The 24,888-nt window shown below is 47.8% G+C and carries 20 protein-coding genes; 12 read left to right on the forward strand and 8 right to left on the reverse strand.

Translation table 11 applies throughout. The annotated features are described in order from the left end of the window. The first annotated feature begins 383 nt into the window (after nt 1–383). From ispE to BACCOPRO_RS05230, 3 genes are all read left to right on the forward strand, one after another. On the forward strand, nt 384–1,211 hold the full coding sequence (gene ispE, locus BACCOPRO_RS05220) for a 4-(cytidine 5'-diphospho)-2-C-methyl-D-erythritol kinase (RefSeq protein ID WP_008141623.1): 828 nt from the start codon (nt 384–386) through the stop codon (nt 1,209–1,211). A gap of 3 nt (nt 1,212–1,214) precedes the next feature. Then, entirely contained in the window at nt 1,215–2,858 is a 1,644-nt protein-coding gene (locus BACCOPRO_RS05225; RefSeq protein ID WP_008141625.1) for an RluA family pseudouridine synthase, read from the forward strand. A 128-nt stretch (nt 2,859–2,986) separates the two neighbouring features. Next, entirely contained in the window at nt 2,987–3,514 is a 528-nt protein-coding gene (locus BACCOPRO_RS05230) for a hypothetical protein (protein ID WP_155819092.1), read from the forward strand. A 74-nt stretch (nt 3,515–3,588) separates the two neighbouring features. On the opposite strand, the gene BACCOPRO_RS05235 is transcribed toward BACCOPRO_RS05230, so the two are convergent. Continuing rightward, a complete protein-coding gene (locus tag BACCOPRO_RS05235) occupies nt 3,589–5,772 on the reverse strand; it encodes a hypothetical protein (protein WP_008141627.1) in 2,184 nt (727 codons plus the stop codon). Between the two features lie 469 nt (nt 5,773–6,241). Beyond that, nucleotides 6,242–7,327, reverse strand: a complete 1,086-nt coding sequence (locus BACCOPRO_RS05240; RefSeq protein ID WP_008141629.1) for a phosphotransferase enzyme family protein — start codon at nt 7,325–7,327, stop codon at nt 6,242–6,244. 212 nt (nt 7,328–7,539) lie between these two features. Between BACCOPRO_RS05240 and BACCOPRO_RS05245 the strand changes: the two genes are divergently transcribed. The 3 genes from BACCOPRO_RS05245 (at nt 7,540) to BACCOPRO_RS05255 (ending at nt 11,397) form a co-directional block, all read left to right on the forward strand. Further along, entirely contained in the window at nt 7,540–9,081 is a 1,542-nt protein-coding gene (locus BACCOPRO_RS05245; RefSeq protein ID WP_008141631.1) for a peptide MFS transporter, read from the forward strand. An 89-nt stretch (nt 9,082–9,170) separates the two neighbouring features. Then, nucleotides 9,171–10,730 (forward strand): peptide MFS transporter, encoded by a 1,560-nt coding sequence (locus BACCOPRO_RS05250; protein ID WP_008141632.1) that lies wholly within the window; start codon nt 9,171–9,173, stop codon nt 10,728–10,730. Between the two features lie 202 nt (nt 10,731–10,932). Further along, entirely contained in the window at nt 10,933–11,397 is a 465-nt protein-coding gene (locus tag BACCOPRO_RS05255) for a hypothetical protein (protein WP_022277106.1), read from the forward strand. A gap of 170 nt (nt 11,398–11,567) precedes the next feature. On the opposite strand, the gene BACCOPRO_RS05260 is transcribed toward BACCOPRO_RS05255, so the two are convergent. The 6 genes from BACCOPRO_RS05260 to ilvD all read right to left on the reverse strand — a co-directional run bounded on the left by BACCOPRO_RS05260 (nt 11,568) and on the right by ilvD (nt 18,182). Next, nucleotides 11,568–12,092: a nitroreductase gene (locus BACCOPRO_RS05260; protein ID WP_008141634.1), complete on the reverse strand. Its 525-nt coding sequence runs from the start codon at nt 12,090–12,092 to the stop codon at nt 11,568–11,570. A gap of 157 nt (nt 12,093–12,249) precedes the next feature. Beyond that, the gene (gene ilvC / locus BACCOPRO_RS05265; protein WP_008141635.1) at nt 12,250–13,293 is read right to left on the reverse strand and encodes a ketol-acid reductoisomerase; all 1,044 of its coding nucleotides are present in this window, start codon (nt 13,291–13,293) and stop codon (nt 12,250–12,252) included. Nucleotides 13,294–13,345: 52 nt separating this feature from the next. Beyond that, complete coding sequence (locus BACCOPRO_RS05270) at nt 13,346–14,089, reverse strand: acyl-[acyl-carrier-protein] thioesterase (RefSeq protein ID WP_040311209.1); 744 nt, start codon at nt 14,087–14,089, stop codon at nt 13,346–13,348. Between the two features lie 8 nt (nt 14,090–14,097). Then, nucleotides 14,098–14,649 (reverse strand): acetolactate synthase small subunit, encoded by a 552-nt coding sequence (gene ilvN, locus BACCOPRO_RS05275; protein ID WP_008141637.1) that lies wholly within the window; start codon nt 14,647–14,649, stop codon nt 14,098–14,100. Between the two features lie 15 nt (nt 14,650–14,664). Next, nucleotides 14,665–16,368: a biosynthetic-type acetolactate synthase large subunit gene (gene ilvB / locus BACCOPRO_RS05280; protein ID WP_008141639.1), complete on the reverse strand. Its 1,704-nt coding sequence runs from the start codon at nt 16,366–16,368 to the stop codon at nt 14,665–14,667. Nucleotides 16,369–16,382: 14 nt separating this feature from the next. Continuing rightward, the gene (gene ilvD / locus BACCOPRO_RS05285; protein ID WP_040311210.1) at nt 16,383–18,182 is read right to left on the reverse strand and encodes a dihydroxy-acid dehydratase; all 1,800 of its coding nucleotides are present in this window, start codon (nt 18,180–18,182) and stop codon (nt 16,383–16,385) included. A gap of 513 nt (nt 18,183–18,695) precedes the next feature. Here ilvD and BACCOPRO_RS05290 point away from each other — a divergent pair. From BACCOPRO_RS05290 to BACCOPRO_RS05315, 6 genes are all read left to right on the forward strand, one after another. Then, nucleotides 18,696–19,313: an FKBP-type peptidyl-prolyl cis-trans isomerase gene (locus BACCOPRO_RS05290; protein WP_040311211.1), complete on the forward strand. Its 618-nt coding sequence runs from the start codon at nt 18,696–18,698 to the stop codon at nt 19,311–19,313. 72 nt (nt 19,314–19,385) lie between these two features. Further along, nucleotides 19,386–20,219, forward strand: coding sequence for a hypothetical protein (locus BACCOPRO_RS05295; RefSeq protein WP_008141648.1), 834 nt, complete (start codon nt 19,386–19,388; stop codon nt 20,217–20,219). 15 nt (nt 20,220–20,234) lie between these two features. After that, nucleotides 20,235–20,939 carry an SIMPL domain-containing protein gene (locus BACCOPRO_RS05300; RefSeq protein WP_008141649.1) on the forward strand — a complete coding sequence of 235 codons (705 nt, stop codon included), beginning with the start codon at nt 20,235–20,237 and terminating at the stop codon, nt 20,937–20,939. 272 nt (nt 20,940–21,211) lie between these two features. Continuing rightward, nucleotides 21,212–22,999 carry a 30S ribosomal protein S1 gene (gene rpsA, locus BACCOPRO_RS05305; RefSeq protein ID WP_008141650.1) on the forward strand — a complete coding sequence of 596 codons (1,788 nt, stop codon included), beginning with the start codon at nt 21,212–21,214 and terminating at the stop codon, nt 22,997–22,999. A gap of 134 nt (nt 23,000–23,133) precedes the next feature. Continuing rightward, nucleotides 23,134–24,438 (forward strand): Na+/H+ antiporter NhaC family protein, encoded by a 1,305-nt coding sequence (locus tag BACCOPRO_RS05310; RefSeq protein WP_022277113.1) that lies wholly within the window; start codon nt 23,134–23,136, stop codon nt 24,436–24,438. Between the two features lie 56 nt (nt 24,439–24,494). Continuing rightward, nucleotides 24,495–24,888: SDR family NAD(P)-dependent oxidoreductase (locus tag BACCOPRO_RS05315; protein ID WP_008141652.1), on the forward strand; the 394-nt coding region annotated here is incomplete at its 3' end.

A 24,888-nucleotide genomic window follows, 5' to 3' on the forward strand; every position in this document is an offset into this window, starting at 1 on the left:
CCTTTTCAATCATCAATGCACCCAGCACCGCCTCCTCGAGTTCCGGAGCCTGAGGCTGCAAATGTCCATATTCGTCCACCGGCTTAGTCTTTGCCGCTTTGGGGACACGCGTTGTTCTTTTCGTCTCTGCCATTCGTTATCTTCTTTTTTGTGGGGCACAAAGATAATATTTTCTTTGTACACCTGATCTGCAAGGCTCAAAAATCTCCGCAAATCACCCTCCGGCAGGGTCCGGCAATCCCCTGTTATCGCACTGGAATTCTGCGGCTCCGTCTCTGCTGAAAGCCCGCAGGGGATGGAGGGAGCATAAAAATTCCTTTCGGAAGACCTGCATTTTTCAAAACTTTCCATTACATTTGTGAAAAATAAAAAAAGAACCTGCCATGATAACATTTCCAAATGCAAAAATAAATTTAGGACTGAATATCGTAGAACGCCGTCCTGACGGTTACCATAATCTGGAAACCATCTTTTATCCGATCAAACTGCAAGACGCACTCGAGGTGAATCGTCTCGAGCATGCCGAAGTTCCTTATAAACTACGCGTAAGCGGTGCCAACCTGCACGGAAGCCCGGAAGACAATCTGGTGGTAAAGGCACTCAACCTGCTCAGACAGCATCACTCCGGAATTCTGCCGGTAGATATTCACCTGTTCAAGCATATCCCGACCGAAGCCGGTCTGGGAGGAGGTTCTGCCGACTGTGCCTTCATGATCAAGCTGCTGAATGAAAAATTCCGGTTAGGGCTGAGTGTAAAGGAGATGGAACAATATGCAGCCCAGCTGGGTGCAGACTGTCCGTTCTTCATCCAGAATCAGCCAGTCTTCGCTTCCGGCACAGGAAACATTTTCGAACCGATTGAACTTACACTGAAAGGATATCATCTCGTACTGGTAAAACCGGATACTCCGATCTCAACGAAAGAAGCATTCTCAAACATTCATCCCAAGCATCCGGAAGTTTCTCTGAAAGAAATTGCCACCCAGCCCATTGAAAACTGGAAAGGCCTGATGAAGAATGATTTCGAAGAAAGTATTTTCCCCTGCCATCCCGAAATAGCAGCCATCAAGGACAAGCTTTATGATCTGGGAGCTGTTTATGCCTCCATGACCGGATCAGGCTCTGCCGTTTACGGTATATTCAAACAACCGGTTGAGAACGTGGACGAAAAATTCTCCGGCTATTTCTGCCGTCAGCGGGAAATGGATTAAGTCATGAACAAACTGTCCTCTGACTCTTATCTTCACCCTTTACCCGGACAAGTAATCGGAATTCCATTGCCTGTCCGTTTCACCTATCCTTTTCATTACACTCCCCATCCGCTCGTCCGGCTGGCAGCCGAAGAGGTACTTCACTACCTGAGTGCCCGCAATGACTGGCAGGAGGAACTGCAACAGGGGAAAATGTTCGGAGTACTGATCGTACAGCAGGCAGACAGAAGCTGCGGATATCTGGCCGCCTTTTCCGGCAATCTGGCCGGAAGCAACCTGCATCCATTCTTTGTGCCTCCTGTATACGACCTGTTGCAGCCGGATGGTTTCTTCCGGATAGAAGAAGCAAATATCTCAGCCATTAACCGACAGATCCGGGAACTGGAAAGTTCTCCGGAATATCAATCCTGTGAAGCTGCCCTTCGGGATGCCCGGAACAGCGCCGGACAGGAACTGGAACGTGCCCGGCAAGAACTGAAGAATGCCAGAGCACTCCGGGAAGCCAGGCGCAGAGAACCTCTCACTCCGGAAGAGCAGGAAGCGCTGATCCGGGAAAGCCAGTTCCAGAAAGCCGAATACAAACGTCTGGAAAAACGGCTCAAAGATCAGCTGCTGCATCTGCAGGAGAAGGCAGACCAATATCGCGAGCGGCTGGAACAGATGAAACAGGAGCGCAAATCCCGCTCTGCGCGTCTGCAAAAAGAACTGTTCGGACAGTTTCACATGCTCAATGCCCGGGGAGAATCGAAAGATCTCTGTGAACTGTTCCGCGACACTCCTCAGGGTACTCCACCCGCAGGTACCGGTGAATGCGCCTTACCCAAACTGCTGCAATATGCCTACCTTCACCAGCTGAAGCCGCTGGCCATGGGAGAATTCTGGTGGGGCAACTCTCCGAAAAACGAGATACGCCGTCACGGACATTTTTATCCTTCCTGCATCGGAAAGTGTGCCCCCATCCTGAAACACATGCTGATCGGTCTGGAAGTCGATCCCAATCCACTGGTAGAAAACCGTCACCACGATACTCCTCTGGAAATAATCTACGAAGATCCCTGGATCGTCGTGGTAAACAAACCTGCCGGTATGCTTTCTGTTCCCGGGAAAAACGGTCTGGATTCCGTCCTGCAACGATTGCAGGAACTTTATCCCGAGAGTGACAGCCCGCTGCTGGTTCACCGCCTGGACATGGATACTTCCGGTCTTCTGCTGGCCGCAAAAGACAAAAACATACATCAATGTCTGCAAGCTCTCTTTGAAACCCGCCAGATCCGAAAGCGATACACAGCCCTCCTGCAGGGCAATCCCCGTCAGGACGAAGGAACCATTGACCTTCCTCTCTGTCCGGACTTCTCCGACCGTCCCCGGCAACAGGTCAACTGGGAGCTGGGAAAGAAAGCGGTTACCCGTTTCCGTGTAGAAGAAAGATCAGGCGGAACAACCCGTGTAAGCTTCTGGCCACTCACCGGACGGACTCATCAGTTACGCGTGCACGCCGCCCATCCCGAAGGACTGGACAGTCCGATTCTGGGAGATCCATTGTATGGAAATCAGGCCGACCGCCTTTACCTGCATGCCGCCGAACTGGAATTCACCCACCCCGTTACGGGCGAAACCATCCGCCTTTGCAAGGAAGCTCCTTTTTAACGGGAGATAAGCAAACAGGAGCATAAACGCTAAAGAATGTTATTCCCGCTAAACCATCCCGGCCGGAAGTTGTCTTAACGGAAAAGAGCGCGCTAGAAGTATAAATGTATTTTAAAATGGAAATGACAATGAAAACAAACCGCTTATTTATTACCGTAATGATGGCAGCTATCTTCAGCTGCGGAAACATGTTGGCACAAAACGCACAGGCTCCGAACCAGAAAAAGAAACTCACTCCTGAACAACGTCAGGAAATGCAGATCAACCGGATGCAGAAATCTCTGATGCTGGACGATGAAACGGCTGCGAAGTTTGCTCCTCTGTATAAAGAATATCTGGAAGCCCTCAAAGCTTGCCGTACGGAAATGAAACAGGAGAAGCCTCAACAGCGCAAAGCTGAACGGACAGACGCTGAAATCAAAAAGCAACTGGAAGAACGGCTGGCCAAACAGAAGAAAGTGGTAGAAACCAAACAAACGTATCTGGCCAAGTTCGAAAAGATTCTGAATGCCCGCCAGCTGGAGAAATTATTTGCTGCACCCCGTCACAACAAACATATGCAGGCCGGTCCCTGTACACCCCAGTGCAATAAAAAGCCGATGCGCGGAAACGGATGTCCGCTCCAGCATCAGCCGGGCGAATGCTGTCCAAGATAAGATTTTCATGACAATTCATTTCAAGCAGGCAGGAAACATTGTTTTCCTGTCTGCTTTTTTTATTGAATAAAGCCCTAACGATAATTCAACAAAGCCGTAGCCTGACAGTTTTTATTTACACTGAACCGGATCCATCTGGACTGGAAACCATCAGGGAATTGATAAGTAAATGTCTCTCCAGGCTTTACATCATACTTGGCATAAGTCATCCATTTACCATTACCTGTAGGGTCCACCTCAACTGTGAACTTAACAGTTTCAGAAGATTTATGAGACAGTTTCATTTCCTTTCTGTCATAGAATGCTATCAAATAAGGATCAGACTGTTCGTTGGAAGCGACCTGAGTGTCATTCCATGGACCGCCATGACCAACCGGTTTTCCCAGTTCCCATAAATCATCTATCACTCCTGCCCAGACTGCGGCCTTGCCGTCTTCAGAAACGATAATATGAGGATTCTTTTTACCTTCTTCCGGATCTACTCCTGTAAGAATCATCATACCCCTGTAGGAAGCATAGTCATTGATCTTATAATTATGTGTAGCAACAGGACGGATCTTGGCGTAACCATCGGCATTTTCTGCAGGTAATTCATAGAATGTTCCCATACAGCTGAACAAATCTCGTTCCGTCACTACTTCCCTGCAAATTCTAAGGGCATTCTGATCCATCAGCCCAGTGTATGCTTCGTCTCCCAACGGCAATCTCCATCTGCGGCCTTTATCATCAACAACGAGAACTGAAGAGGATTCCACTGTCACAACCTTGGAAGGGATGGCACACTTCTCTACAATAAAATCTCTTGATTCCGGATCGTCTTTTCTTACAAGCTTCAAGGTATCATTCATTTCATAATATCCGCATTCAACAACTTTTCCATCCTTCTGTTGAGTAGATACAATTCCCAGTGCACGTCTGTTGTTGCCTAATGAATACAACAATCCTCCTATTGAATGGTTACAGTCCAGTTCAGCAAGCCCCTCAAACATCTCATCTGATGTTGTACTTCTTTCGTCACTGTCTGTATATGTAAAACTGACAGTAGCCAGAGTCGGAGCATCGGTTTTAACTCTTATCCATTCTCCCAGCGCTTCCTTGTCAAACAGTATATGGACAGATTCTCCAGCTTCCACCTTGATTTCTCTCAAAGGAGTCCACTGATTATTGCCTTTTTTATCCACTTCAAAAGCAAATGATACAGAATGAGAAGAGTCATTCTTAACCCAGGCCATACGATAATCCCAGCCGCTGAACAGGAAGGGTTCAGAATATTCACCAGCCTTTACCGGATCTTTATCCCAAACAGAACCAGTTGCAGTGGCAGGTCCCAACTCATCGGGCTTGCTCAAAGACGTAAACCATAAATTAGAATTTGACTGACCGGGACCAGGGAAATTTGCCTTAGCTTTTCTTGCGTTCAGGAATCCTTTCAGCGCAGAATCATCACAACCAAAAACAAGTCTGTCATTCCAGCGGGTAAAGTCACCGATAACTTTCAGATAAGCAGACCGTGGACGTATGCCCGCACTGGAATCAGCCGTGAAATCAGCAGGGAACTTCCAGAACATACCATGCATAGTCATCAGATAATCCGGATACGCTTCTGTTCCTACATTTCTGATTCGCGGCCATTCAGTGTTCCATCCATGGGCTCCGTCATAGCTGTGACTGGATTTCGGCAAGCGGAAGAAAGTCCACCCCTTCTTTGCGTCACGTACTCCCAATATAACAGACTTATAATCCCAGCCTGTTGCCCAGACAGGATCGGTTTCTGGATTTGTATTTCCATAGATTCCACCGGGGCCTGTCACTTCAACAAACTGATTACGACGCACGACTTTCCAATCCTTACCGTCCCATTCAGTCAATACACCGGCTTCTATATCAAACTTAGAAAGAGCTTCGTTGGAACCCTCTCCATTATTCGTAAAAACCAATACCCCTTGTCCTGAATACAATCCTTTACCGTGTACTCCCGGAAGCATTGCTCCAATAGAACCATACTCTTTACTGCTTTTTTCCCTTTTCGTGAAATTTGCATCTTCATAGATTTCACGAACAGCCAGCGTATGAACGTCCACCTCATAAAGTCCCTCTTCCATTGTTCCATAATAGATCTTGTCAGACGGATCTGTCAGATGACGTGCATTTCCGGTATGGCGTCCAGGCATAATATTATAAGGTATAGAACGTACGTTCCCTAAAGAATCGATGGCATAAGGACCGATGAACAACTGCCCGCTTTCTTTATGAATCATACGGTTAGCCGGAGTTCCTCCCAAACTCTCCGGACGCACAATCTGCTTTAAATCCGGAGTTATTTCATACAATTTATCAGATGATCCTTCAGGAAGATGCGGACCATAAGTAATAACCCACAATCTGTCAGCCCACGGAACTACAGCGCCTGTACCACATTCACCTTCATTATTATAATAAGCCAGTTTAGGATAAATCCGGATAAAGAATCCGGTATCGTTTTAACCTCTTGTGAAGAAGAGCACCCCAGCAAGCTTAATACAGAAAATGCCCAGAATAAATTATTATATTTCATCATTCGTCTCCCATTCAAAATGGGTTCGTTTAAAAGTTAATAAATGCTGCTATGTGTATATATAGCACCTCTGCCCCAAAGAAGTGCCCGGAATTTAATAAGATAACAATGAAAAACAGGAAACAAGAGAGTCATCCCTTATTTCCTGTTTATATGATCCTTAAGACTTACGGTCAGCCCAGAAGAGAAGCAATGTATGCTTTCATTTCAGGTACAGCTTTCTTCGCTTCCTGATAGAGTTTATACTGAGCCAGTGTACGTACGTAATTATGTTCAGGATATTTGATCTGATAGTAAGTATCCCCGTTGATATAATCAGCCAGGAAACGTACAGCCTGCATGTAAGGGAACAAAGTCACTGCATACGGCAACAGCTCGATTTCCTGAGGAGTCAGGAAGCTCTTTGCAGATTCGATATAACCTTTTGCAAACGGCTTGAACACTTCGATATTGAAGTTTACTTTTGTCAGATCCGGTTCATCTTCCTGAGCTGTATTGGCAGCAGAACGGAGGAAATCACCGAAATCAGAGAATACAAAGCTAGGCATTACGGTATCCAAGTCGATCACACAAAGTACGTTGCCTTTGTCATCAAACAGCATGTTGCTAACTTTGGTATCGCAGTGGCAGATACGTTTCGGCAACTTGCCTTCACGATACAAGCGCTCTGCACAACACATTTCGTCTGCATCTTTTTCAATGTCTGCAACCAGTCCGCCAACTTTTTCCATACGGCCTGCCTTGTCGGCTGCAACAGCCTCACGCAACTGTTTCATACGGAACTCCATGTTATGGAAGTCAGGAATAGTTTCACCCAGCTTTTCCGGCAGGTCGGCCAGCATCGCTTCAAATTCACCGAACTTCAATCCTACCAGATAAGAAGATTCAGGAGTTACAGCATCCAGCGTTTGTGAACCCGGAATAAAGACGCACATACGCCAGTATTTCTCTCCGTCAAAATAATAAGTCTTTCCTTCTGCAGTCTTGGCAAAACGCAACACCTTGCGGTCGATATCGTCTTCACCGGCAGCTTCCAGTTTCTTGCGGATATGAACTGTTACAGCTTCAATGTTATGCTGAAGCATTTCTACATCCGTAAAGATATTATGATTGATACACTGCAAAATATAATCGGCAGCAGCCTTATCTGCGGTTCTTACCAAATAGGTTTGGTTGATAAGTCCCGATGTTAACGGTTTGATACTCTCGACTTCCCCGACTTCTGGGAACTTCAGAACGATCTGATTCATTGAATCCATAGTATTCTAATTATTTTAAGTTTTATGATTATTTCTGCAAAGATAGAAAAGAATTCAATTATTCCCATGTATCGGCAGATTTTTATTTGCGCAGAGGCTCACAGCCCTTTCCGCAGGCTCCAATATTCTCAAGATTTTGCGAAAAAGGTTTTTTTTGCTATTTTTGCACGCCAAATATCTTTTTTACTAACATTTTATTCTATAAAAGGCAAATGAATAACACTAAAAGGCATCCTAAAGGATTATATCTGCTGTTCGTTACCGAAATGTGGGAGCGCTTCAGCTATTATGGAATGCGGGCTTTGTTCATGCTTTACATGGTACAGGCCCTGCTGTTTGATAAAGAAACAGCATCACAGGTATATGGAAGTTACACCGGACTGGTTTATCTGACACCGCTCATCGGCGGCTACATTGCCGACCGCTACTGGGGTAACCGTCGCTCCATCGTAACCGGTGCACTGACAATGGCTCTCGGACAGTTCCTTTTGTTTCTGAGTGCCTGTTATTACCAGCAGGCAGAACTGGCAAAATATCTGATGTTCTGCGGACTGGGACTGCTTATTTTGGGTAACGGATTCTTCAAGCCAAACATTTCGACCATGGTCGGACGGCTTTACCGGGAAGACGATAACCGTAAAGACTCTGCTTTCACCATCTTCTATATGGGTGTGAATGTAGGCTCTACCCTCGCTCCGCTGGTATGCGGACTGCTGGGAAACACCGGACATCCGGAAGACTTCAAATGGGGATTTCTCGCAGCGTGTATCGGTATGCTGCTGGGAGCAACTGTATTCCAGCTGTTCAAAAACAAATACATCTGTGATCCGGACGGTAATCCGGTAGGCATGGCTCCCGCCGTATCTCACGAAAAGAAACAACAGGCACAGCAGTCTCCGGCCAGCAACAGCCGCACATGGTTAATGGTTGCCGGCACTGTAGCACTGACACTTTTATTTTCCGTCAACTGGAACGCAATGGACAAAGGGATCTTTGCAGATGCTGACTGGATCGGATCACTGATTTATGCAACTGCCATCATCATGCCTCTGCTGATCATCACCGACCGTTCACTGACCCGCCTCGAACAGGTCCGCATCGGAGTGGTTTACATCATTGCATTCTTCGTCATCTTCTTCTGGGCAGCCTATGAACAGGCCGGTGCCTCACTCACCTTCTTTGCCGACGAACAGACCGACCGTCACATCGGAAGCTGGGAAATGCCGGCTGCTTATTTCCAGTCGTTCAATCCGATCATGATCGTCACACTGGCTCCTGTACTGGCTGCCGTATGGTCATTCCTGGGCAAGCGCGGACTGGAACCCAGTTCCCCACGCAAGCAGGCCATCGGACTTTTCCTTCTTTCCATGGGTTACCTGTTCATTGCTTTCGGAGTGAAACACGTCGAACCCGGAGTCAAGGTCAGCATGATCTGGCTTACCGGTTTGTATCTGATTCATACAATGGGCGAACTCTGCCTGGCTCCTATCGGACTTTCACTGGTATATAAACTCTCTCCGGCACGCTTCTCTTCCTTATTAATGGGAGTATGGTATCTCAGTACGTCGGCAGCCAATAAATTTGCAGGCATGCTCAGCGGCTATTACCCCGAAGCCGGAGTAGCCAAAAGCTTCCTCGGATATCAGGTGGAGAATCTGTTTGATTTCTTCATGCTGTTTGTCTTCATGAGCGGAGCTGCAGCCGTTATCCTGTTCCTCCTGGCAGGCAAGCTGCAAAAGATGATCCAGGAATAAATTAAACACCGAGGAACATGGTTCTTCATAAAAAAGTCTTAACTTTGCGAACAATAACACTAATATTAATTTAAAATCTTCATTAACCTATGTTCAACAAACATCCAAAAGGACTCGTTGCTGCGGCATTGGCCAACATGGGAGAGCGTTTCGGCTTCTACATCATGATGGCTATCCTGACTCTTTTCATTTCAGCCAAGTTCGGATTGTCTGAAACGACTACCGGCTATATCTATTCCGCTTTCTATGCTTCCATCTATTTGCTGGCACTGGTGGGCGGTATCATTGCAGACAAAACAAAAAACTTTAAAGGAACCATTCTGGTCGGCCTTCTGCTGATGGCTTTGGGTTATCTGATCATTGCCATTCCGACTCCGACACCGGTTCCCAACATGCCTTTGTATCTGGGACTGACCTGTCTGGGCCTTGCTGTCATTGCTTTCGGTAACGGTCTTTTCAAAGGAAACCTCCAGGCATTGGTAGGACAGATGTACGACAATGAGAAGTACTCCAGCCTGCGTGATGCCGGATTCCAGATCTTCTACATGTTTATCAACGTGGGCGCTATCTTCGCTCCGTTCATCGCTATCGGTGTCCGTAACTGGTGGCTGAAGGTAAACCACTTCGACTATGATGCAACCTTGCCGGAACTTTGCCACAAGTATCTGGAACAGGGACAGAACATGATTCCGCAGGAACTGGAAAAGCTGACTACCCTGGCAAATACCGTATCACTCGACGGTACTCAGGTTACCGACATGACTGCTTTTGCCAACAGTTATCTGGACGTGTTCAGCCGCGGATTCCATTATGCATTCATGGCCGCTATCGTTGCCATGCTGGTTTCTCTGGTCATTTACCTTGCCAATAAGAGCAAATTCCCCGATCCGGGAAAGAAGGTTGTGGAAGCTGCTTCTGCAAAGACTGTAACCAAAGAAGAAGTTCAGATGAGTGCTACGGAAATCCGTCAGCGCATCTACGCCCTGTTCGCCGTATTCGGTGTGGTTATCTTCTTCTGGCTGTCTTTCCACCAGAACGGTTATTCACTGACTTACTTTGCACGCGACTATGTAGACCTGAGCGTCATCAACATTGATCTTGGATTTACCCAGATCAAGGGCGCTGAAATCTTCCAGTCTGTCAATCCGTTCTTTGTTGTTGCACTGACTCCGCTGATCATGTGGATCTTCACATCTTTAAAAGCAAAAGGAAAAGAACCTTCTACTCCGATGAAGATCGCTATCGGTATGGGTATCGCTGCATTGGCTTACATCTTCCTGACAGTGTTCTCACTGACACTTCCTGCCAAGGACGAACTCAGCACCATGTCTACTGAAGCCATCAATGCAATCCGTGTAACTCCGTGGATCATGATCGGACTTTACTTCATCCTGACCGTTGCCGAACTCTTCATTTCTCCGCTGGGTCTTTCTTTCGTATCGAAAGTAGCTCCTCCTCATTTGCAGGGACTGATGCAGGGTTGCTGGCTGGCCGCAACAGCTGTCGGAAACTCTTTGCTGTTCATCGGCGGTATTCTCTACACCTCAGTACCTATCTGGGTATGCTGGCTGGTGTTCGTCGGCGCAACAGCTTGCTCAATGATCGTCATGCTGTCTATGGTAAGATGGCTGGAACGTGTAGCGAAGTAATCATCGCGGCTGATCCCGCTATTCAATAGACGAATCACTTCAGGCACAGGAATTACGGTTCTTCTCGTCACCAGACGAAGCAAACATTCTCCGGAGATTTTTCCGAAACTGTCTTGCAGACCGCCGTCCTCTGCCTGAAGTTTTTTTACGGGCGAACATCCGCCCTCCTGTTTTGTTTTATTCTAAACTCAATAACTAAACAATGAAAACAGACAATTCACAATCCATCCGACGGAACAGATGGTTCCGTCTGGCAAGCAGCCTGATGGCTACTCTTTTCCTGATTACATGTATCGCTTCCTGTTCTGAAGAAGACATCTCGGGCGACATTACCGGTAAATACGGAAACCTGACCGGTGCAGATGATACCGTTATCACCATCGGCACACGCGGAGACGGATATACCATGAAATGTACATATGAAGATTTCGGAAGCGGTGAATACTTTGAATGGAACGGAACTTTCAAGAATCTTCCGACAGATGCTGTCGTTGGTTCCAACGGAGAAGAAATCGGAGAAATTCATTTCAGCGGAACCGATGCCGTAACCTTTACGGCCTACACTCAGAAAAAGGACAGTTACAAGGCTTACCGTGATGAGCTGACAGACCTGCCGCGCAGCGGTCAGCAGCCGACAGACAGCATCCCGGCTCCTGAAAAGAAATAAGACAGCTTCTACCGGTTGAAGCATGATCCTTCCGGCCAGACGGCTGAAAAAGGGTCAAAAAAACGTTTCGGCGTTTAGAGTAAAACGCCGAAACGTTTTTTTTATACGCCGAAACATTTTGAAAAAAGCTGGAGAGCTTTTTTTATCGTCATACAATGCCCCGCACAGACTTACCGGATCACACGTGTATAGCCTTCTTTCCGCGGTTTTGCCTGGCCCGGATCTCCATCCGGATAACCCAGTGCCAAAGCTCCGATACCAACCAGTCCGTCGGGCAATCCCCATTCCTTCAGCAAAACTTTTCCTTCAGGCGTTGAGAACATCTCACGCTCACGGTGAATCCAGCAACTGGCCAGACCGATGGAATGGGCAGCCAGCATCATGTTTTCGAGTACGCAACTGCCATCCTGAATCGGATTGTTGGCATCAGCCGGAGTCAGCACCAGCACATAAGTAGGTGCATCATAATACGGATTGGAAGTTGTACCCATCACACGGGCATTCATGGCTGCCAGCTGTTCGCGTAAAGCAGGATTCTGCACTGCCACAATATAAGGCGACTGCATGCCGCGTGAGGTCGGCGCATAAGTTCCTGCTTCCAGCACGGCCTGTAATTCTTCGTCTGTAATCTGTTCCGGCTTATACTTCCGGCAGCTGCGACGAGTCTTGATCAATTCCAAGAATTCTCTGTTCATCTTCTTACTACGTTTAATGGTTTAACAGCAGCGGGAAACCGCCTGGTGACGATCTGCCTCCCGGCCAAAAAACGGGAAGAGAATCAGCAGCCCCTCCAGGCTTCCGGCTTCTCTTCCCGTGACGGGCTCCCCCGCCCTTTTAAGTCCAACAACCAGATCAGTTGTTTTCCGGACGCAATTTACGAACTACGGCACCAGTCTGCCACATTTCGCTCTCGCGCAACTGACGCAACTCTTCGTTCAGTTTTTCACGATAGTCCGGCTGAGAGTTAGAATCGATAGAGCGCTGTGCTTCTTCACCGTCAGCTACTGACTTATACAGTTTTTCGAAAACCGGTTTTGTAGCATCGTGGAACGGGCCCATCCAGTCCAGAGCACCACGCTGTGCGGTTGTTGAACAGTTAGCATACATCCAGTCCATACCTTTCTGTGCAAACAGCGGCATCAGTGACTGAGTCAGCTCTTCAACTGTTTCGTTGAAAGCTTCCGACGGAGTATGTCCGTGTTCGCGAAGGGTTTCATACTGTGCCAGCAACAGTCCCTGGATAGCTCCCATCAGCGTACCGCGTTCACCGGTCAGGTCTGAATAAACTTCCCGTTTGAAGGTAGTCTCAAACAAATAACCTGAACCGACACCGATACCCAGTGCTATCACACGCTCAAAAGCACGTCCGGTAGCATCCTGGAAAATAGCGTAAGAAGAGTTCAGTCCGCGTCCTTCCAGGAACATGGTACGCAAAGATGTACCGGAACCCTTCGGAGCAACCATGATAACGTCTACATCAGCAGGCGGAACAATTCCTGTACGTTCCTTGTATGTGATGGCAAATCCATGTGAGAAATACAGGGCCTTGCCCGGAGTCAGATACTGCTTGATAGTAGGCCAGCAGGCAATCTGAGCAGCGTCGGACAGCAACACCTGAATAATGGTAGCACGCTTGCAGGCTTCTTCAATGCTGAACAAAGTTTCGCCCGGTACCCATCCGTCAGCCACGGCCTTTTCGTAAGTCTTACCCTGACGCTGACCGACAATCACATTAAAGCCATTGTCGCGCAAGTTCAGTGACTGACCCGGTCCCTGTACTCCGTAACCGATAACGGCGATGGTTTCATTTTTCAATACTTCACGTGCTTTTTCCAATGGAAACTCTTCGCGGGTTACGACATTTTCCATAACACCGCCAAAATTCATCTGTGCCATTTTCAATTCAATCTTTTAAGCAGCCCTTACGGGCCGCAAGTTATTAAAACAATTAGTTAAATATCACTTTACTGCGAACAACGACTTCCTGGCCGTTCTTCTTCACTTCAATATCAAATTCGTTTTCACTGATCTGCTGCCGGTAGAAACTTAAAGTATCTCCGTAATAGCTTTCAGCCACATAGGCCACTTCAAAGCGCTTCACAGTCTTCTGCCGGAACCATTCCATCGGGAAAAGGTCGAGAATGTGCTCAATGTACTTCACACTGTTCACGTGTCCGTTCAGATCAATGTCGCTGTAACGGATCTTATACTCGTCCAATGCCTGCTGTTCTTCCACCTTGATGCGGCCGGGCTTGGCAATCGGACAATCCTTCTGGCAGACATAATCCGTAATGCTTCCGCCATGCAGCGTGAGCAGATCGGCAGGTTTACGGGTTTCCATGCTGATCATCGCCCAAATGGAACGGGCGTAACCGATAGGCTTCCCCTCCTGATTGAGGATGGCAAAGTTTCTGTCCGTAAACAGACGGTAAACATTCTCCACCCACGTCTGCACACTGAATTTCTCATATGCCCGGGGCATTTCCTCCATCTCGATAGCCAGACGGGACAACACCCAGGTATAATGGTTCTCATTCAGGGTTGCAATGCCGAAGCCTCTTTCAGCCGCATGAAATCCTGCACAGTTCAGCAAATGATTTCCCAGCACTCCCATCGTCAGGCGTTCCATGAAATCCACATGAAACGGTTCAGCTACAAACGGATAGGTTCCTACTTTATTTTCGTCAGACATCATTCTGTTTATTTTTGGTTTCTATATCTTTCTTCATGGTGGGCCAGGTATTCATTGACCCGTTCAAAACAGCTGGTAGAAACGGCGATTCTTCCCGAGCGCACGAACTGAAGCACACAGTTCAGGGCTTTCAGCTCCTGGTAAAGCGAGGTAATGTCATCGCTCATGCCCGTCATCTCGACAATGGAAAAGACAGGATTCACTTCCACAATGTGGGCGCTGTAACGGCGGATCACCTTCGAAGCCTCGGGATTAGCCTGGAATTCCGGTGTGGAAACCTTGTACATGGCAATCTCACGCAAGAAGATCTCATCATCTGAAAAGTAATGGGCCTGAATGACATCCATCTTCTTTTCAATCTGTTTGACTACCTTCTCCACAATGTCATGCGTCGTCCAGCAGGTAATGGTGTATTTATGTACCCCCTTGATGGAAGAAGCCGACACATTCAGGCTCTCAATGTTAATCTGCCGACGGGTAAACACAGCTGTAATCTGGTTCAGAATACCGGCAATGTTTTCCGAATGAACGATAATCGTATATAAAGTCTTGTTGTCCATAATCCTATACTCCTCTTAACAATCCAAATCCAACATCATATAGTTTACCGAACTTCCCGGAGGAGTCATCGGCAACACGTTTCCTTCCTCAATGACACAGGCTTCGAGCAGGAACGGGCCGTCGGTGTCAAGCATCTCGCGAATGGCTTCCTCCAGTTCTCCGCGTTCTGCCACGCGGCGCGAAGGAATACCGTAAGCTGACGCAATCTGCATGTAGTCGGGGTTCATCATCGGTGTGAACGAATAACGGCGATTGAAGAACATTGCCTGCCACTGACGTACATTACCCAGATAATTATTGTTCAGCAGAATGATCTTTACCGGAGCCTTCTGTTCCATGACTGTTCCCAGTTCCTGCATGGTCATCTGGAGTCCCCCGTCGCCCATGAAGACGCATACCGTACGGTCAGGGCGTCCGAATGTAGCTCCGATGGCAGCCGGAAGGCCGAATCCCATCGTTCCCATACCGCCGGACGTTACCACGCTCCGGTTCTTTGTGAACTTGAAATAACGGCAGGCCATCATCTGATTCTGACCGACATCTGTCACCAGAATAGCCTCATTACGGGTTGCCTCACTTACTTTGCGTACCACTTCACCCATATTCAACGGGCCTTCCTTCGGATGGATTTCCCGATCGATTACCTGAGTATATTCTTTTTCTTCGTACGGACGGAAGCTTTCAATCCACTCTGTATGACGTTGCGCCTGAATCAGTTCTGTCAGCAAGGCCAGCGTACGTTTACAGTTTCCCAATATAGGAACATCCACTGCCACATTCTTGCTGATTTCGGAAGGATCAACATCCAGATGGATCACCTTCGCCTGACGCGCGTAAGTCTCCAGCTTGCCGGTCACACGGTCATCGAATCTCATTCCGACAGCAATCAATACATCACATTCATTGGTCTTCACGTTCGGTCCCAGATTTCCATGCATGCCCAACATTCCTTTGTTCAGACGGTGATCGGACGGCAAGGCCGAAAGTCCCAGCAACGTACAGCCGCACGGCAGGTCTGCTTTCTCCACAAAGGCCCGGAGTTCTTCCTGCGCATTGCCCAGTTCCACTCCCTGTCCGACAAGTACCAGAGGCTTGCGTGCTTCATTGATCAGTGCAACCGCTTCGGCAACAGCCTTCGGATCAGTCTCCGGATCAGGATCGTAACTGCGAATAAAATCAACGTCTACCGGTTCGTATTCAGTCAGTTCCTGCTGGGCATTCTTTGCAAAATCCAGTACAACAGGGCCCGGACGTCCGCTTCTTGCAATATAGAAGGCGCGTGATACAGCCCAGGCTACATCCTCTGCCCGGCGAATCTGATAGCTCCATTTCGAAATAGGCTGAGTAATACCTACCAGGTCCACTTCCTGAAAGGCATCTGTTCCCAGCAGACTTGCTCCTACCTGTCCGGCAATGACAACAATCGGTGTGCTGTCAATCATGGCATCCGCCACTCCAGTTATGGTATTGGTCGCACCGGGACCGCTTGTCACCAGGCAGACTCCGACTTCTCCCGAAACGCGGGCAAAGCCCTGAGCCGCATGAGCTGCTCCCTGTTCATGGCGAACCAGTATGTGATTCAATTTATCCCGATAATCATACAACGCATCGAAAACAGGCATGATTGCCCCGCCCGGATAACCGAAGATGGTCTTGATTCCTTCATGTTCCAACGAGCGCATCAACGCTTCTGATCCTGTTATTTTTTCCTTTGCCATAGTTTTCTCCTTTTTTAAATCATTCTTACTCCTCCCTTGTCGGCCGAGCTTACCATGCTGGCATACGCCTTCAACGCTTTCGAAACCTGACGGTCGCGGGTCAGAGGAGTCATCGGTCTTGCAGCCAGTTCTTCATCGCTCAAGCGTACGTTGATGCTGCGGTTCGGTATGTCAATATCAATAATATCTCCATCTGTGATCTTTCCGATATTTCCGCCTGCGGCAGCTTCCGGTGAGATATGTCCGATACTCAGTCCCGAAGTACCTCCGCTGAAACGTCCGTCTGTAATCAGGGCACATTCCTTGCCAAGATGTTTCGACTTGATATAGGACGTAGGATAAAGCATTTCCTGCATGCCCGGACCTCCTTTCGGGCCTTCGTGAGTGATGACGACTACATCTCCGCTCACTACCTTTCCGCCCAGAATACCTTCACAGGCAGCTTCCTGTGAATCGAATACCTTGGCCGGTCCCGAGAACTTCCAGATGCTTTCGTCTACGCCTGCCGTCTTCACCACGCAGCCATCAAGAGCAATGTTTCCTTTCAGTACAGCCAGTCCGCCGTCGCGGCTGTAAGCATGAGACAGATCCCGGATACATCCTTCCGCGCGGTCGGTATCCAGCGTTTCATAACGCTGCTGCTGTGCTCCCAGCGTAATGCAGAACTTTCCGCCCGGTGCACTGGAATAGATGCGGAGGGCTTCCGGATCAACCGTCTGTCCGCAAATGTCATAGCGGGCAATAGCTTCTGCCAATGTCGTACCATCTACCCGGCGAACCGAGGTGTCCAGCAAGCCTCCCTTGGAAAGTTCTCCCAGAATACCGAGAATTCCTCCGGCACGGTTTACATCCTGAATATGATACTTCTGGGTGTTGGGGGCCACCTTGCAAAGGCAGGGAACCCGTCGCGAAAGCATGTCGATATCGTCCATACGGAAATCGACTTCGGCTTCATGGGCAATGGCCAGCAGGTGTAACACGGTATTTGTCGAACCGCCCATGGCAATATCCAGCGTCATGGCGTTCAGGAAAGCTTCCCGGGTAGCTATGCTGCGGGGAAGTACACTGTCATCACCTTCTTCATAATACTTATAAGCATTTTTCACGATCAGGGCGGCGGCATCACGGAACAGCTGCTGACGGTTGGCATGAGTCGCCACGATAGTTCCGTTGCCCGGAAGTGCCAGTCCGATTGCTTCATTCAGACAGTTCATCGAATTGGCGGTAAACATTCCCGAACAGCTTCCGCATCCCGGACACGCGTGACGCTCAATTTCTGCCACGTCTTCATCGCTGACTGTCGGATCGGCCGACTGGATCATCGCATCAATCAGATCCAGCTGTTTCCCCTTCCACTGGCCGGCTTCCATCGGGCCGCCGGAAACAAATACGGTGGGGATATTCAGACGCATGGCCGCCATCAGCATACCCGGAGTAATCTTGTCGCAGTTGGAAATGCACACCATCGCATCTGCCTTGTGGGCATTGATCATATACTCAACGCTGTCGGCAATGATGTCACGCGAAGGCAATGAATACAGCATGCCGTCATGTCCCATGGCAATCCCGTCGTCAATGGCAATGGTATTGAATTCGGCTGCAAAGCATCCCAGCTTTTCAATTTCAGCCTTCACCTGCTGACCGATCTCATGAAGATGAGTGTGGCCGGGAACAAACTGTGTAAATGAATTGACAACGGCAATGATCGGCTTACCCATCATTTCCTTTTTCATACCATTGGCCACCCATAGTGCGCGGGCACCTGCCATACGGCGGCCTTGTGTACTCATCGAACTGCGTAACTGATGTTTCATCTTTCCGTTTTATTTTTCAATTAAAAAAGCCTCTCTCACTAATGGCGAGAAAGGCTTTCGTTCATATCTTTATCATACAACTATACGCACAAACCTTACTCACCTCTTGGAGTTTCGACCACGACGTGAATAATATGCAGGACTGCCAGGTTATTTAGGATAGTTGTTGGATTCATATATCTCGTTTTTTATTTTACACTTGCAAAGGTAAAGGCTTTTTTGTAACAAACAAATAAATCTGATACTTTTTTCCCTATAACAACGAATATTCGTAAGAATTTAACACATTCAGCTATCAGTTTATCCCGAAAACATCATTTCAGCAAACAAAAATACGTTTGGACACCTCCCGGCCAAAGCCGGCTGACCATTTCCCGGGAATAATTGCTTTCCCGATTTTCACCTTATTTATAGGATACATCACGCCATCCGCCCGAAGGATAATTTGGGAAATCCATGAGTTCTTCGTATCTTTGCGAAGAATTTATTCACTTTTTATTTAAATTGACTATAATGGAAAATAAGTACATCACAGTAGCTTATAAGCTGTATACCCTTACAGATGGAAAGAAAGAACTGCTGGAAGAAGCTCCGGCTGACCATCCGTTCCAGTTCATCTCAGGAATCGGTTACACACTCGACCGCTTTGAAAAGGAAATCACTGCCCTTGAAAAAGGAAGCAACTTCAGCTTCACCATCCCGTGCAAGGAAGCATACGGCGAACGCGATGAAGACAACGTACGTCAGGTTCCCAAGAGCATGTTCAACGGAGCAGACGGAAAATTCGACAGCGAAAACATTTTCCCGGGCAACATCATTATGCTGAACGATGCCGAAGGAAATCATTTCTATGCCAATGTCGGTGAAATCACAGAAGACAAAGTCGTATTGGATTTGAACCACCCGCACGCAGGCAAGGACCTGACTTTCGAAGGAACCATCATCGAAATGCGTCCGGCTACCAACAAAGAAATCGAAAGCCTGCTCAACATGATGAGCGGTGATGGATGCAGCGGCGGATGTGAAGGCTGTGGAGGCGGCTGCGGCGGACACGAAGAAGGCTGCGGAGGTCACGGTCATCATCACGATGAAGACGGCTGCTGCGGAGGCGGATGCGGACATTGCCACTAATCAAAATCATACGGAATAAAAGGGAGGAATCCCTTTTATTCTTTTTACACACACCTTAAAACTGATCTAAACATGTTGCTGTTAGCTGACAGTGGAGCAACCAAGACCGACTGGTATATCGGTAACAATCCGACCGACGGCCTGCAATTCCAGACAGAAGGAATCAATCCATTCCATCAGTCTCCCTCCATAATATGCACGATTCTGGAAAAGCAACTGCTCCCCCATCTCCCTGTTTCTCCGGCTTCCTGCCACCGGATTTTCTTCTACGGAGCCGGATGTACACCGGCCAAAAGCCTGGAAGTAGCCCGAATCTTACAGATTTTTTTCACCAACGCACAGATTTTCGTAGAAAGCGACCTGCTGGGTGCAGCTCGCTCTGCCTGCAAGGATCATCCGGGAATAGCCTGCATTCTGGGAACCGGATCAAACTCCTGCCTGTACGACGGCCGGCAGATTGTGCGGAACATTCCGCCTCTGGGATATATTCTCGGCGATGAAGGCAGCGGAGCGTATCTGGGCAAGCGCTTTATCGGCGACTGTCTGAAAGGACAGCTTCCGGAAAAATTACGGGACGGACTGCTGGAAGAATACAAGCTCACGATGGCTGATATTCTGGACAGGGTGTACCGCCAGCCGCAAGCCAACCGTTTTCTGGCCGGATTTACACCTTATATATATAGGCACAAGGAGGAAACGGAAGTACAGCATTTCCTGTCGGACTGCTTCCGGGAGTTTTTCCTTCGCAACATACTTCCTTACGAGTCTGATCAGCCCGTTTCATTTGTCGGCTCCATTGCCTGGTTTTTCCGGAAAGAAATCGAGGAGACAGCCCGCCAGATGAACATTTCGGTCGGAACATTTGTTAAAAGTCCAATAGAAGGCCTCAAAGTATATCACTTTTAAATTTAATAAATCATTATGAAGAACTTTAGAACAGAAGCTATCATTCTCGCAGTGGGAATGTTGCTGTTAGGCGTATTTATTGAACGCGGATTCAGCACCTTCGCTGAGAAAGACCGCATAGTCAACGTAAAAGGACTGGCAGAAATGGAAGTCCCGGCCGACAAAGTGACCTGGCCTTTAGTCTACAAAAGCCTGGGCAACGACCTGAACTCTCTCTATGATGAAATCAAGAAAAGCAACCAGACCATCGTACAGTTCCTGAAACAGAAAGGACTGGAAGAAAAGGAAATCAGTATCAGCGCACCGGAAATCATCGACATGAAAGCGGAACGGTACGGAAGCACTCCTGCCCCTGCATACCGCTATAACGTGACAAGTGTCATCACCGTAACATCCGACAAGGTAGATCTGGTGCGTGGCCTTATCAGCGAACAAGGCGAACTGCTTAAATACGGTATTGCCATTGTCGGCGGAGAATACCGTTACAACGTACAATACGAATACACCAGCCTGAACAAGATCAAGCCTCAGATGATCGAAGAGGCAACCAAGAATGCCCGTGAAGCTGCTGAAAAATTTGCCAAAGACTCCGACAGCAAACTGGGCAAGATCATGCATGCCTATCAAGGACAGTTCAGCATCAACGACCGCGACGCCAATACTCCTTACATAAAGAAAGTACGCGTGGTTACCACCATTGACTATTCACTGGACAACTGATAAATTCTCCGGCAAAAATACGAAGAGACAAGGCCGCAACAACGACCGCACGATTCCGCCTGAACGTGCGGTCGTTGCCGTTCAATCGTGCGGTCGATTCAGCCTCATCGTGCGGTCGATCCGGGCGCATTGTACGGTCGGCTCTCTGTTAAAAAACTTTTATCACTCAGATTTCTTTTGTATTTCAGGAATTTATTGTACCTTTGCACCCGGTTTTATAAACAATATAAAGTCTAACACAATTAGTTATTTACAAACAATTTTTTAATTTAATGGAAAACCTCAAAAACATTGCTCCCATTGAAGATTTCAACTGGGATGCTTACGAAAACGGTGATGCAACAACAACCGTAAGCAAAGAAGATCTGGAAAAGGCTTACGACAGCACACTGAGCAAAGTAAACGACCGCGAAGTTGTAGACGGTACAGTTATCGCTATGAACAAGCGTGAAGTTGTAGTTAACATCGGTTACAAATCAGACGGTATCATTCCTCTGAGCGAGTTCCGTTACAACCCGGATCTGAAAGTAGGTGATACTGTTGAAGTATACATCGAAAATCAGGAAGACAAAAAAGGTCAGCTGATCCTGTCACACAAGAAAGCTCGCGCTACCCGCTCTTGGGATCGCGTAAACGCAGCTCTCGAAAACGAAGAAATTATCAAGGGTTACATCAAGTGCCGCACGAAGGGTGGTATGATCGTAGACGTATTCGGCATCGAAGCATTCTTGCCGGGTTCTCAGATCGATGTGAAACCTATCCGCGACTACGACGTATTCGTAGGAAAGACTATGGAATTCAAGGTTGTAAAAATCAACCAGGAATTCAAGAACGTTGTTGTTTCTCACAAGGCTCTTATTGAAGCTGAACTGGAACAGCAGAAGAAAGAAATCATTGGTAAGCTTGAAAAAGGACAGGTACTGGAAGGTACTGTTAAAAATATCACATCTTACGGTGTATTCATCGACTTGGGCGGCGTAGACGGTCTGATCCACATCACTGACCTGTCTTGGGGCCGTGTAAGCGATCCTCGCGAAGTTGTTCAGCTGGATCAGAAGCTGAATGTAGTTATCCTGGACTTCGACGACGAAAAGAAACGTATCGCTTTGGGTCTGAAGCAGCTGACTCCGCATCCTTGGGACGCACTGGATCCTAACTTGAAAGTTGGTGACCACGTGAAAGGTAAAGTAGTCGTTATGGCTGACTACGGTGCATTCATCGAAATCGCTCCGGGCGTTGAAGGTCTGATCCACGTATCTGAAATGTCTTGGTCACAGCACCTGCGTTCTGCACAGGACTTCATGAAAGTTGGTGACGAAGTAGAAGCTGTTATCCTGACTCTGGATCGTGAAGAACGTAAGATGTCTCTGGGTATCAAACAGCTGAAAGCTGACCCATGGGAAACTATCGAAGAAAAATATCCTGTAGGTTCTAAGCACGTTGCTAAGGTTCGCAACTTCACTAACTTCGGTGTATTCGTAGAAATCGAAGAAGGTGTAGACGGACTGATCCACATCTCTGACCTGTCATGGACTAAGAAGATCAAACATCCTTCTGAATTCACTCAGATCGGTGCAGACATCGAAGTACAGGTTCTGGAAATCGACAAGGAAAACCGTCGCTTGAGCCTCGGCCACAAGCAGCTGGAAGAAAATCCTTGGGACGTATTCGAAACAGTATTCACTGTAGGATCTGTTCACGAAGGTACTATCATCGAAATGCTGGATAAGGGTGCTGTTGTTGCTCTGCCTTATGGTGTAGAAGGTTTCGCTACTCCGAAACACCTGGTTAAGGAAGACGGTTCACAGGCTCAGCTGGATGAAAAACTGCCGTTCAAGGTAATCGAATTCAACAAGGACGCTAAGCGTATCATCCTGTCTCACAGCCGTATCTTCGAAGATGCTGCAAAGGCAGAAGAAAAAGCAGAAAAGAAAGCTGCAAAGAAAGCTTCTTCTAAGAAAGAAGAAACTCCGATGATTCAGAACCAGGCTGCTTCTACTACCCTGGGTGACATCGACGCTCTGGCAGCTCTGAAACAGCAGTTGGAAGGTAAGAAGTAATTAATTATACTTTAATACCATATCCATAATTTACTCACAGGCCACATGGTTCATCCATGTGTGCCTGTGTTTTTTTATATATGCATAGAAATGATTATCTTTGCAGCGTAATTAAAAAAAGTATTGTCCAACTCATGAATCTGAAGAAACTGACTCCCATCGTCAATAAGCCCAACGGATGGGCACTGGCTCCCCTGGCAGTTTTTCTCTGTCTATATCTTGTAACCTCTCTCATCGTAAATGATTTCTATAAAGTTCCCATCACGGTTGCCTTTCTGGTAGCATCCGTCTATGCCGTAGCGACAACCAAAGGGCTCAGCCTGAACGACCGCGTTCTCCAGTTCTCGGCGGGAGCCGCCAATAAGAACATCATGCTGATGATCTGGATCTTTATTCTTGCAGGAGCTTTCGCCCAATCGGCCAAAGCCATGGGAGCGATAGATGCAACCGTCAACCTGACCTTACATCTGCTTCCGAACAACCTGTTGCTGGCAGGTATCTTTCTGGCCTCCTGTTTCATCTCCCTTTCCATCGGGACTTCTGTCGGAACAATCGTTGCACTGGTACCCGTTGCAGCCGGTATCGCCGGAAAAACAGACGTCAGCATGCCTTTTATGACGGCACTGGTCATTGGCGGAGCATTCTTCGGCGACAATCTTTCGTTTATATCCGACACCACGATCGCTGCCACACGGACACAGGGATGCGCCATGCGCGACAAGTTCCGGGCTAATTTTATGATTGCCATCCCGGCAGCCCTTGTCGTCTTTGTCTATTACATCATTTATGGAAGTCAGATAGAAGTGGCTCAAGACATAACTTCCGTCGAATGGGGAAAAGTGATTCCCTACCTTATCGTGTTGGGAACCGCCATTGCCGGTATCAACGTCATGCTGGTGCTGCTGCTGGGATTACTTTCAACGGGAATTATCGGTATGATCTATGGCAGCTTTGACTTCTTCGGATGGTTCAGTGCCATGGGAAATGGAATCACCGGAATGGGCGAACTGATCATCATCACCCTGATGGCAGGAGGTATGCTGGAACTGGTTCGCTTCAACGGAGGAATTGATTATATCCTGCACCGCCTTACTCAGAAAGTCAACAACAAACGGGGCGGAGAACTCAGTATCGCAGCTCTGGTAAGTCTGGCCAACATCTGTACAGCAAACAATACCATTGCCATCATTACCGTCGGCTCACTGGCAAACGGCATTGCAGAACAATTTAAAATCGACAAACGGAAAAGTGCCAGTATTCTGGATACGTTCTCATGTGTCGTACAGGGAATTATTCCCTACGGAGCACAGATGCTGATTGCGGCCGAACTCACCGGCCTCTCTCCCATCAGCATCATCGGCTATCTGTATTATCCCATGATTCTGGGAGTCGTAGCTTTACTCAGTATTTTCTTCCGGTACCCACGGCGGTATTCCTAAGAAAAAAGAAAGATTCAACCAATGATTAATAATCAGCCAATATAAAGAACAGTTGTATGAAAGGAAAAACAATATTTATAACCGGTGCAACCAGCGGAATAGGTGAAGGTTGCGCACGTAAGTTTGCAGCCATGGGCAGCAATCTGATTCTGAACGGAAGAAATACAGAAAAGCTGGAAAGCCTGAAGAAGGAACTGACAGCTCAAGGTGTAGAAGTGCTTACTCTTCCTTTTGACGTACGCGACCGCAAGGCTATGCAGCAAGCCGCAGATTCCCTGCAAGGCCAGTGGAAGCATGTTGACGTACTGATCAACAATGCCGGACTCGTAATCGGTATGGACAAGGAACATGAAGGCTCCTTAGACGAATGGGATATCGTTATCGACACCAATATCAAAGCATTACTGGCCATGACGCGTCTGATGTTCCCGGAATGGTGGAACGAGGCTG

Origin of the sequence: Phocaeicola coprophilus DSM 18228 = JCM 13818 (assembly GCF_000157915.1) — a bacterium.
GTDB classification, from domain to species: domain Bacteria; phylum Bacteroidota; class Bacteroidia; order Bacteroidales; family Bacteroidaceae; genus Phocaeicola; species Phocaeicola coprophilus.

What these genes read in the sequence shown, in the direction of transcription:
- ispE (WP_008141623.1), top strand. Translation starts at nt 384, where the DNA reads ATGATAACATTTCCAAATGCAAAAATAAATTTAGGACTGAATATCGTA.
- BACCOPRO_RS05225 (WP_008141625.1), top strand. Translation starts at nt 1,215, where the DNA reads ATGAACAAACTGTCCTCTGACTCTTATCTTCACCCTTTACCCGGACAA.
- BACCOPRO_RS05230 (WP_155819092.1), top strand. Translation starts at nt 2,987, where the DNA reads ATGAAAACAAACCGCTTATTTATTACCGTAATGATGGCAGCTATCTTC.
- BACCOPRO_RS05235 (WP_008141627.1), bottom strand. Translation starts at nt 5,772, where the DNA reads ATGATTCATAAAGAAAGCGGGCAGTTGTTCATCGGTCCTTATGCCATC.
- BACCOPRO_RS05240 (WP_008141629.1), bottom strand. Translation starts at nt 7,327, where the DNA reads ATGGATTCAATGAATCAGATCGTTCTGAAGTTCCCAGAAGTCGGGGAA.
- BACCOPRO_RS05245 (WP_008141631.1), top strand. Translation starts at nt 7,540, where the DNA reads ATGAATAACACTAAAAGGCATCCTAAAGGATTATATCTGCTGTTCGTT.
- BACCOPRO_RS05250 (WP_008141632.1), top strand. Translation starts at nt 9,171, where the DNA reads ATGTTCAACAAACATCCAAAAGGACTCGTTGCTGCGGCATTGGCCAAC.
- BACCOPRO_RS05255 (WP_022277106.1), top strand. Translation starts at nt 10,933, where the DNA reads ATGAAAACAGACAATTCACAATCCATCCGACGGAACAGATGGTTCCGT.
- BACCOPRO_RS05260 (WP_008141634.1), bottom strand. Translation starts at nt 12,092, where the DNA reads ATGAACAGAGAATTCTTGGAATTGATCAAGACTCGTCGCAGCTGCCGG.
- ilvC (WP_008141635.1), bottom strand. Translation starts at nt 13,293, where the DNA reads ATGGCACAGATGAATTTTGGCGGTGTTATGGAAAATGTCGTAACCCGC.
- BACCOPRO_RS05270 (WP_040311209.1), bottom strand. Translation starts at nt 14,089, where the DNA reads ATGTCTGACGAAAATAAAGTAGGAACCTATCCGTTTGTAGCTGAACCG.
- ilvN (WP_008141637.1), bottom strand. Translation starts at nt 14,649, where the DNA reads ATGGACAACAAGACTTTATATACGATTATCGTTCATTCGGAAAACATT.
- ilvB (WP_008141639.1), bottom strand. Translation starts at nt 16,368, where the DNA reads ATGGCAAAGGAAAAAATAACAGGATCAGAAGCGTTGATGCGCTCGTTG.
- ilvD (WP_040311210.1), bottom strand. Translation starts at nt 18,182, where the DNA reads ATGAAACATCAGTTACGCAGTTCGATGAGTACACAAGGCCGCCGTATG.
- BACCOPRO_RS05290 (WP_040311211.1), top strand. Translation starts at nt 18,696, where the DNA reads ATGGAAAATAAGTACATCACAGTAGCTTATAAGCTGTATACCCTTACA.
- BACCOPRO_RS05295 (WP_008141648.1), top strand. Translation starts at nt 19,386, where the DNA reads ATGTTGCTGTTAGCTGACAGTGGAGCAACCAAGACCGACTGGTATATC.
- BACCOPRO_RS05300 (WP_008141649.1), top strand. Translation starts at nt 20,235, where the DNA reads ATGAAGAACTTTAGAACAGAAGCTATCATTCTCGCAGTGGGAATGTTG.
- rpsA (WP_008141650.1), top strand. Translation starts at nt 21,212, where the DNA reads ATGGAAAACCTCAAAAACATTGCTCCCATTGAAGATTTCAACTGGGAT.
- BACCOPRO_RS05310 (WP_022277113.1), top strand. Translation starts at nt 23,134, where the DNA reads ATGAATCTGAAGAAACTGACTCCCATCGTCAATAAGCCCAACGGATGG.